This is a genomic window from Aliivibrio kagoshimensis (assembly GCF_050337105.1).
GTDB classification, from domain to species: domain Bacteria; phylum Pseudomonadota; class Gammaproteobacteria; order Enterobacterales; family Vibrionaceae; genus Aliivibrio_A; species Aliivibrio_A kagoshimensis.
The window spans coordinates 1-8,768 of sequence record NZ_JAKJSQ010000105.1 but is presented as its reverse complement, the minus strand read 5'-3'; the positions used below and the strand labels follow the sequence as shown (position 1 = coordinate 8,768).

Here is an 8,768-nt window from a genome sequence, read left to right as displayed (position 1 = left end):
CATCTACACAATAGAAAGAAAAAACAAGAAAAAGTGCCTGCCCCCTTAATTCAACTCCAACTCAAACTTCACAATTTACTATATAGAGAGGGGCTTCGAGCTTGCTCAACACCTGAATAAGGTGTCGGCTGCGCGACACCTATTCTAGTTTGTTATGCTCACGCCTCAAAGGACATAAGTAACTCATTTCCCACGCTGCTTTTACGCATAAAATTGGACTTTTCATAGGCTTTAATAGCAATGACATTGCTTGCAAATACTGTTAATTGCAAACTAGTCTCTTGACGTAAGCTTAGAATGGACTTTGCTTCGTTTAGCAACTTTCTACTAACACCACGCCCCCTAAAGTCTGAGAAAACAAACATTTGGATGATTTCCAAAGAACTTTCACCACTTGGAGTTAAACCACATAAGCCAATCAGTTTATCGTCAACAAATGCCCCAATCATTATGCTTTCTTGTGAGTTAATTTCGATTAAACCCTCAAAATACAACTTGGGCATTTTTGACTGTGCTTCATAACCTGAGCCAAAGCATTCAGGATGTAATCTTAGACTTTCGAGTCTTACCTCACGATATTTGAGGCTATCTTCACTTTTTAAAACTCTACAACGGATTTCCATGTTTTCCTCTTGTGGGCATAACGCCCCATTAAGAGGCAAAAAATTGTTTGCTAAAATGTTTGAGGTACGAAAAACAGCAAACTGTTTTTTGTCCTTTTGAATGGCTTGTTAGCAAGCTTTATCACTGAAACACTTTAGTAAGTGTTATCTCTAATTCAGTTAGAGCCTGCGGTAATGTACTAATACATAACTGAATTTTAGGGTCATCGTCATCTAAATTCAGGCGACTGAACACTGACCGAAGGTTGGAGTGAGAGTCACTACATAGTTCATTGTAAACTGTATCGTAAAAGTCTTTTAAGCCTGCCAAATCAAACTTATCACCAATTTTAATTGGTTTAAATTGATCGCTAAGATCAGCCTTTTCTTTGACAAGCTGAGCCTTGAACTCTATTAAGTCATCAAGTTCAGTAGACTCTTTTAACCACTCTAAATGTTTGGGGTCTAGATTATCTAAGACCTTTATCCATTCTTTCAACCGATTTGATTGTAACCTGTAGCCGTAAGCACGATCCGAGGACAAATTGTGGAAATCAACAAAGGTTTCAGAAAATGTTCGATAGAGAATAGGAATGCCTGATAACTTTCCAGACTCACTGAGAGTAACTATTGCATCAGCTAGATCTAGCAAGCTGGAAGAATATGCCAGCAAAGTATGCTTGTACAAATTTTGTTTATGCAACGGGATTAACCTGTCCACGTCACCTCTAAGATTGATAATTCGTTCCGCCAGACTCACATTACCCCCCTTGCTTGCTAACGCCGCGTTAAGTGGTGAGCAACGCTACCACCCAACATAAATCATGGTGCCGAAAACACTAAAGCTGAATCAAACTGAAAATGCCGAGCGTTGGGAATCCGTCTTAAACGCTTTGTTATGTTTCCATTACCACTTATTGACATCACTTGTTAAGTCAAAATATAACTGAGGTTCAACAAACGAATACATCAATACTAATTTTACTAAATCTTTTATCCAATAGAATAATGGTCTACTTGCGTTATAAGTATCTAACTTTGAACCATTCAACTTTAATATTTCCTCGATGGATTTTGAATAATCACTTCCATGAGCTATTGCACTGCGCAAAGAGTAAAGCTTACTGTAAACAGTCTTTAACTTAACACCGTTGAATATGCCATAATTAATCCCCTTGCGACCCGAAGATATAATTCTATTATTTACTAAATGTACATTCCTAATGAGTTGTTTTTGTATTGAATCAACATTATCAGAACTATTGGGCTTATGCGTTAGTAGCCCTTCAATTATGGAAAAATACCCTAAATACTTAAATGGACAGCTGTCTACCATTGTATCGAGGTGATTAAACATATTAAGTAATCTTAAATGTTTTTGGATTAAATCACTGTTTAAATCTAGAGTACTGAAGCTGCCAATATTAAGCTTCAAATCGTCAATGTCATCCATCTTAATCTGAGGGCTATTAGTGAAAAGGTCATTTTCAATCCACATACCAAGCTTTGACCAGTTACTCCAAGGGTTTGAGCCACCATTATCATCTATAGAGATATACCCCATCCTGAGATCAGCTTTTGACATTGAAAATACTTGGTTAATAGTCCAGAAATTTATCTTTTTGTTTGTACACTCAACAACTAGGTGATTCCAATCTGAACGATTAGGTATCGACTTAACATGAACTCCTTCTGTTATAGTTCTTCCAAAGGTATTAGATATAGTACCTCCTCGAAGGTTCCACCATCGTTCTAGATGAAAATCAAAATGGTGATTTAGCTCTTGCACTGATGCTTTCCTCAGAAGAACACCATCAGTTAGCTCTATCTCAGTATCAAAAAATGATGCTTCAGCATCCATAAATACATAACCGAGCCAAGATTTTTGAAACAAAATATAAGTCCTTATATTTGAAAATAGGAAAATATACCGGAAACATAACAGCTTAATAAGATGCAAAATGCATTGTTTAAACAATGCATTTTGCATCTTATCACTCATGGATTTGTCATAGCGTATCACGTATATCTATAAAAATTAGTGCCTTACCGCAAAGTTATAAATTTAAGTTGTAGAAAGTAGACTTTGATTTGTAGAAAGTAGGCATTGCCTAATGCTGTATAAATACACAGCAACATGGATTGTATTTATGGGTTCTGCTCTTCATTAGTTACGACAGCTTACCGCTCATCTTTGGGCGATTCCATGACCACCATCGTCGATATAGATTTCACCTGTTCGCACTCGCCAAGTACATCCGCGTGAATGCGTTTATAACTGGCCAGTGAGCGGGTTTCAATGCGCAGTAAGTATTCATTCTCGCCGGTAATGTTGTGGCACTCTACAATCTCATCCACAAACTGCACATGCGCTTCGAACTCCAGTTGAGCTTGCTTGCTGTGACTGGCTAACCCAATAGAGACATACGCAATAAACCCAATGCCAAGCGGTTCACTGTTCAAAATAGCTCGATACCCTTTTATGACCTCTGTGCGCTCTAACTCTTGCACTCGGCGCAATGTTGCTGAAGGCGATAACCCAACTCGTTCAGAGAGATCGACATTGGAGATTCGACCATCAGACTTTAACGCTTGCAAGATTCTTTCGTCAAACTTATCCATACCGTTTTTTATTGCTCAATTAATGATGTGATGATAAATAAAAACACATAATTGCGTCTATTTCTACTTAACATTGTGTTTAGAGATTAACAAAAAAACAGACAAGGAAATAAGATGGAATTACAACAGCTCGGGGCACTGCTACTTTTTGCCTGCGTATCCACCTTCACCCCTGGCCCTAATAACATCATGTTGATGACATCGGGGGCTAACGTGGGTTTTGCTCGAACCATACCTCACATGCTTGGGGTTGCCCTCGGATTTGCTTTTATGGTGATGCTGGTTGGGATTGGATTAGTGGGTATCTTTAATGCTTACCCAGTTAGTCACCAGATATTAAAATACGTGAGCTTGGCGTACCTTATTTACCTCGCAGCAAAGATAGCCATGAGTGGACGAGCCAAAGAGGTAGATGATTTCAAGCCTCTCACCTTTTTCGCTGCCGCCAGTTTTCAGTGGGTGAACCCCAAAGGGTGGTCTATGGCGTTAAGTGCGGTAACTCTGTTTAGTAGTGGCGGTGCTTGGGTAGAGTTATGTCTAATTGCGCTGGCTTTTACCCTTGCTAATATCCCATCGGTGAGTTTTTGGACCTTTGCAGGACAAAAACTTCAACACTGGCTCATTACACCGCTTCGAATTCGCAGCTTTAACATTTCAATGGCAGTGCTGCTTATCGCCTCGACTCTCCCTATGATTTGATTATAAAGCACTAAGACTCATCGCTAAGCAGCTAAAAGAAAACCCGATAACTGAGTGAGTTATCGGGTATTTTTTATTATAGAATCACGCCACCAAAATCTTCATCAACGACACTCTCGTCAACAACTTTTGGCTTACTTTTCTTAGTTACAACTGGCTTTTTCTTTGCCACTTTCACTACTATCGGCTTGATGATCATCTTAGGCTTCATCTGATTTATATCGCCCTTAATCACGGACCCATACATCACTTTACGCTCGACGTGGTTAATTTTAATCTCCCCGACCTTTGTAGTACGGTAACCAATAATTTCACCTGTATAAGGATCTCGTTCTGCACTCCCAGCACTCTCCACCTTAAACACACTGCCCACTTTGATAGCTTTACCATCAGTTGGAATAGCAATTCTGTTTTCGGCAGGATAGATACTCGCAATACGCATGGGGAATATGGCATCATTAATATCTTTATAGACTTTCGATGCCGTGATTTCTGCTAATAACGCTAAGTTACTACGCCCTGACGTCGATTTTTGAGAGTTAGCATACTTAACTTGGCTGGTTGCTCCGGATAACACTCGATATTTCACTTCGTATACTGATGAGTATTTAGTCGATACTTTTCCGCTCACCTCACCAGTCAATGGGTCCGTTGTGCGGTTGTCGGTTTTCCATGTTCGTGTTTTAGACTGAACTAATGAGATCTCAATGATATAGTCCATCTGCTCATCAATACCCTTATCGATGATGGCAAACTTTCCACCGCCACGGGTAAAGCTCTCTTCGACGCCTGAGTTAAAAATACCCGAATGATTGCCATTAAATGATTTAATCGACATTTTCTTTCGTTTAAGACCATCCAATATGCCCTCTTTGCTCTCTTTAACCTGAGCAAGGATCTTCACAACGCACTGACCATTATCACAGTGCTCACTCTTAATTGAGTATTTTTTAACCACACCATTGGCAGACAATGTAAAATCGTCATTCATACTTGTCTGCAGACTTGAGTCACTATTTTTCGTAAGCTCATTGAGCGATGATTTTTGATTGGTCGTAATCGTTGAATTATTGGTTTGCGAGATAGCACTCACTAATGCATCTTTGGTTGCACTACGTATATCCACACCGTAACCTGTCGCTTCAACACTCACGACTTTCGCTACTACAGCAAATGGTAATAGCGTAAACAACAAAATTAGTTTTTTCATATTAAAAATCCGAATCATCCATTAAATCAGAGGACTCAATCACTGAAGTCGCGACTTCTTTATTTTCTGTTTGAGTTTCATCTTGATAATTACCACCATTGTAACCACCGATGCCAGCCGAGGTATCTGCACCTTTTACCTCATTGTAAGCCTGCGACTCTGCAGCATATTTAGGGCTCCATGCCATAACATAGCCTATGATTTTTTTGCCCGTCACCGCATGGTGATTTTCGTATTGACCTAAAATTTTAACGCCTTGCATTCCTGAGATTTCAGATGTCATTTTGGCAAATTCATCCATCTCAAAAACCATCTCATTGACTTGCTCAATGACCTGACTTTCCGTTTTCCCATCGAAAGTAATGGTCATTTTTTCACCCGTCAATTCACCCATAAACTGTTTTGAGTCAAGTGATCCTTGAAGGTTAAATACTTTAGACATTGAACCAAGTGCATCATTACGTGCAATACTTGGAATCACATTTTGGTCGTAGCGATCAAATTTGACCGTTCCCTCTTGTAACCAGTTTGACGCTTGCCCGAACGTAAGCATGACTGGGTAGCCCTCTTTGTCCCACACTAAACGAGAACCAAACTCTTTATATAAATCCATGTAGTGCTCTGCAAACCACTTTTCTGGGTCCTGTCCACGAGCGATTTTAGATTCAACAGGTTGGTACGCGGCACCACCTTCATACAGTGCAGAGACTTGACGTTTAGTGTTCACAGATCCACGAATAATTGCCGAGACCCATGCTTCACCTTCCACTGTAATGGCTTCAAACGTTTTGACTACATAGACACCAGACATTTCGGCAGAAACATTCAATTCACTTGCTTCGCCACTGATGACTGAATCAGTAAATTCAGACTTCTCTAATGGTGCTAATGACACATTGCCATTGATATCAATTTCAGTACCTAGCTCCTTCTCAACAGCGGCATCAACAATTTGAGCGCCAATTTCTAAGGACGCTTTTTCACTACGGTACCTATTTTTCTCTTCTGAGGTAAATTCAGGTTTACCGCCTACAACAGTGCGTTTTTGCTGAGATGTTTTATATTTATCGATATTTTTATTAACAATAAAATTAATTTGTGCCTGTTGAATCGCCGCTTTAAAAGCGATATTTCGGCGCTGTCCCCACTCTGGATGGTTAACATCCACATTGATCATGGCTGTTCCGCTATCAATAAATCCTTTGAAGCTTGATTTGAATTTTACTTGATGAACGTACAGGTTAGATTTGGCTTGTACACATGCTTTCGCATCCACAACATACCCACTTTCATCGGCTTTACACCTAAGATTTACGATTTTTTCGAGATTGATTGTCGCGGCATTTTTATTTGGTACAGTCGATGTTCCCTGCTCATTCGCAGCAATATTAAATGCAGTACTACTTAAAGCAATTGATACAACTAAAGCTAACTTGTTCATCTTAATTCCTCAATTCTCAATCTTACTCTATTTATACCAAGGCAGATTGAACTACTCATTAAATGCGTAAAAGCCACCTCGCGGTGGCTTAAGAAATCTCTCTTTGTTTACCAAGATACGGTAGAACCATCACCTTGCTTTACAATCGTGTCTTCATAAATCCAGCGCTGCAAACCAGTACGAAGATCTGTCATAGCAAGCGTAAAAACATACTCAACTTGCTGGTCACCATTATCAAGCGTGTGATTACGTTGTGATATTTTTCCAGCTAATGCGAAATCTGCACTAATAACGGTTCCATCTTTTTTTGCCGTTTTCTTATTTACTAATTTAGATTGTTCAAGTTTGCGGATATTGGCAATCATCTGCTCTTCCGTCATTGACGTGAATACCATTCGACCTGAATTCAAAACCTTCATACGGAATTTATTTGTCAGGCTATCTGTGTCAATTCGAACCATCGTATCGTTAGTGAAATCTGATAAGATACCAACAAAAACACCCCCTTCAGCTGCTCGTGGATGAATCAAGGCTGGAGAACTGATTAAACTTTCTGCCGCAGTATTAGCAATCGCATTGAAATCTTTATAGTTAATACCCATAACAACGTTTGTGTCATTCGATTGATCAACCACTTTGGTTGTAGATTGGCACCCAAGAAGCGCTGATGCAGCAAACAGTAAAACTGCAATTTTTGTTATTTTCATAATTAGCCTATTTTGATTAAATGTTGATCACTGACACAGTTGGCTGAGCCACTGCATTCATTGTGCGAACGTAGATGATGGAATATTTTGAGTTTGGATCAGTTTGAACTGGGATCTCAAATGGCCCAGCTTTGATGGCTAAGCGCTCTCTCTTTGGCAAACGAGTGACGCCTACTGAGTTTGGTAAGGCGACATTGGTACGGATATCAGCACTTGTCGAACCTAAAGAGTACAGCATGGTAGCAACTTGAAAGACCGCACCAACACCTGTGTCATCTTCTTTAGCTACTTGTGCTGCCGCTGCTTGCATAACCACTTTTGAAATAGTACTTGCTGCTGCTCGGGCTTTTATAACAGGCAGTTCTTCTTTAAATTCAGATTTAATGATCTTACTCACATCGGCAACTTCTTGCGTGGTAAAGTGATCAATGGATACCGAACCAAACGCCTGTGTACCCTCATCCATTTTAGGTATTGCGTAGGAAGCCATCTGCGGCTCTCCCGTTAACAGAAAAATAGGCAAATCAAAACGTAATTCTGTTTTTTTAGGTGCCAGGCCATCTTCATGAATCACCCAAATAGTAGGCTTATAACTATCTTTTGATTTACCAGAAGCTAAACCTCGTGCCATTTGCAAATCCGTTTTCACTGCTGCATTTTTACTCATGCCATAGACACGTTTAAAACCGTCTACTGCTTTATTGTAATCGCCCTTTGATTTGCCTTCGAGCATGAAAAATAGTGCGTTTGCGTAGGTGACTGCTGGGTTAACGTAGCCATCATAAGGTAGCCACTTCGAACCTGTCATATCCACAGTTTCTGCTACTTTTAGATCAATATCACTCATTGCTTTTGAGTAATCGACTTGCTTAGAATCTTCTGATTCTTCAAGCTCTTTTTTCTCAATAATTATTTTTTCAAAGTGATTTGCAGCACGACGTTGGCGCTCTGCTGAACGATTAAACTCAACACGGGCAGCTGATTCATCATTCATTTTCCATAATGACATCGCTTTATAATGATTGGCATAAACCATGTCGTATTGGGAAGGTTCATAATCTAAGACGGTATCATTCACTAGAACTGCACCGGTGGTCTCCCCTGCGGTTTCTACAACCCCTTCACTATTTTCGTCTCGGAAATGTTTTTCTGCGGAGTCAAAGTACATGACTGAGCGTTTGTCATTGCCAGTAGCATAATTGAGTGTTCCTGCGTGTAAAGCCCAAATCAAATCTTCAGATTCACCACTCTCCGGATCAATTTCACCGGCCATTTTTTCAGCATTCATTGCAGCTGTTGCAATATCTCCTTTATTGATTGGCTCATTAATACTCTTGAAGTCATTCTTTTGGAGCATGCTTGAACAGCCTGTTGTTATTGAGATAGCCAAAGCAACACAGCTCAATTTTATAGCTTTCATCTTATTACCCAACAAAGATTATAAATCGGTATCCATCTATTAATAAATATGCTCGAACATCCGTGTC

At 39.7% G+C, this 8,768-nt stretch carries 9 protein-coding genes; 1 reads left to right on the top strand and 8 read right to left on the bottom strand.

Annotated features, from left to right (window positions below):
• Positions 1 to 158 precede the first annotated feature (158 nt).
• The 4 genes from L4C32_RS19550 to L4C32_RS19535 form a co-directional block, all read right to left on the bottom strand.
• Positions 159 to 623, bottom strand: a complete 465-nt coding sequence (locus L4C32_RS19550; RefSeq protein WP_428198573.1) for a GNAT family N-acetyltransferase — start codon at positions 621 to 623, stop codon at positions 159 to 161.
• A 121-nt stretch (positions 624 to 744) separates the two neighbouring features.
• Positions 745 to 1,362 carry a DUF5677 domain-containing protein gene (locus L4C32_RS19545; RefSeq protein ID WP_428198572.1) on the bottom strand — a complete coding sequence of 206 codons (618 nt, stop codon included), beginning with the start codon at positions 1,360 to 1,362 and terminating at the stop codon, positions 745 to 747.
• Positions 1,363 to 1,509: 147 nt separating this feature from the next.
• The gene (locus L4C32_RS19540) at positions 1,510 to 2,496 is read right to left on the bottom strand and encodes a hypothetical protein (RefSeq protein WP_428198571.1); all 987 of its coding nucleotides are present in this window, start codon (positions 2,494 to 2,496) and stop codon (positions 1,510 to 1,512) included.
• Between the two features lie 287 nt (positions 2,497 to 2,783).
• On the bottom strand, positions 2,784 to 3,224 hold the full coding sequence (locus L4C32_RS19535; protein WP_428198570.1) for an Lrp/AsnC family transcriptional regulator: 441 nt from the start codon (positions 3,222 to 3,224) through the stop codon (positions 2,784 to 2,786).
• Between the two features lie 114 nt (positions 3,225 to 3,338).
• Here L4C32_RS19535 and L4C32_RS19530 point away from each other — a divergent pair, with 114 nt between their 5' ends.
• Positions 3,339 to 3,923, top strand: coding sequence for a LysE family translocator (locus L4C32_RS19530; protein ID WP_428198569.1), 585 nt, complete (start codon positions 3,339 to 3,341; stop codon positions 3,921 to 3,923).
• A 76-nt stretch (positions 3,924 to 3,999) separates the two neighbouring features.
• On the opposite strand, the gene L4C32_RS19525 is transcribed toward L4C32_RS19530, so the two are convergent.
• The 4 genes from L4C32_RS19525 to L4C32_RS19510 all read right to left on the bottom strand — a co-directional run bounded on the left by L4C32_RS19525 (position 4,000) and on the right by L4C32_RS19510 (position 8,701).
• Positions 4,000 to 5,133 (bottom strand): hypothetical protein, encoded by a 1,134-nt coding sequence (locus L4C32_RS19525; protein ID WP_428198568.1) that lies wholly within the window; start codon positions 5,131 to 5,133, stop codon positions 4,000 to 4,002.
• Position 5,134: 1 nt separating this feature from the next.
• On the bottom strand, positions 5,135 to 6,574 hold the full coding sequence (locus L4C32_RS19520; protein ID WP_428198567.1) for a hypothetical protein: 1,440 nt from the start codon (positions 6,572 to 6,574) through the stop codon (positions 5,135 to 5,137).
• Between the two features lie 107 nt (positions 6,575 to 6,681).
• The gene (gene lpoB, locus L4C32_RS19515) at positions 6,682 to 7,281 is read right to left on the bottom strand and encodes a penicillin-binding protein activator LpoB (RefSeq protein ID WP_428198566.1); all 600 of its coding nucleotides are present in this window, start codon (positions 7,279 to 7,281) and stop codon (positions 6,682 to 6,684) included.
• A 16-nt stretch (positions 7,282 to 7,297) separates the two neighbouring features.
• Positions 7,298 to 8,701 (bottom strand): COG3014 family protein, encoded by a 1,404-nt coding sequence (locus L4C32_RS19510; protein WP_428198565.1) that lies wholly within the window; start codon positions 8,699 to 8,701, stop codon positions 7,298 to 7,300.
• Positions 8,702 to 8,768 lie beyond the last annotated feature (67 nt).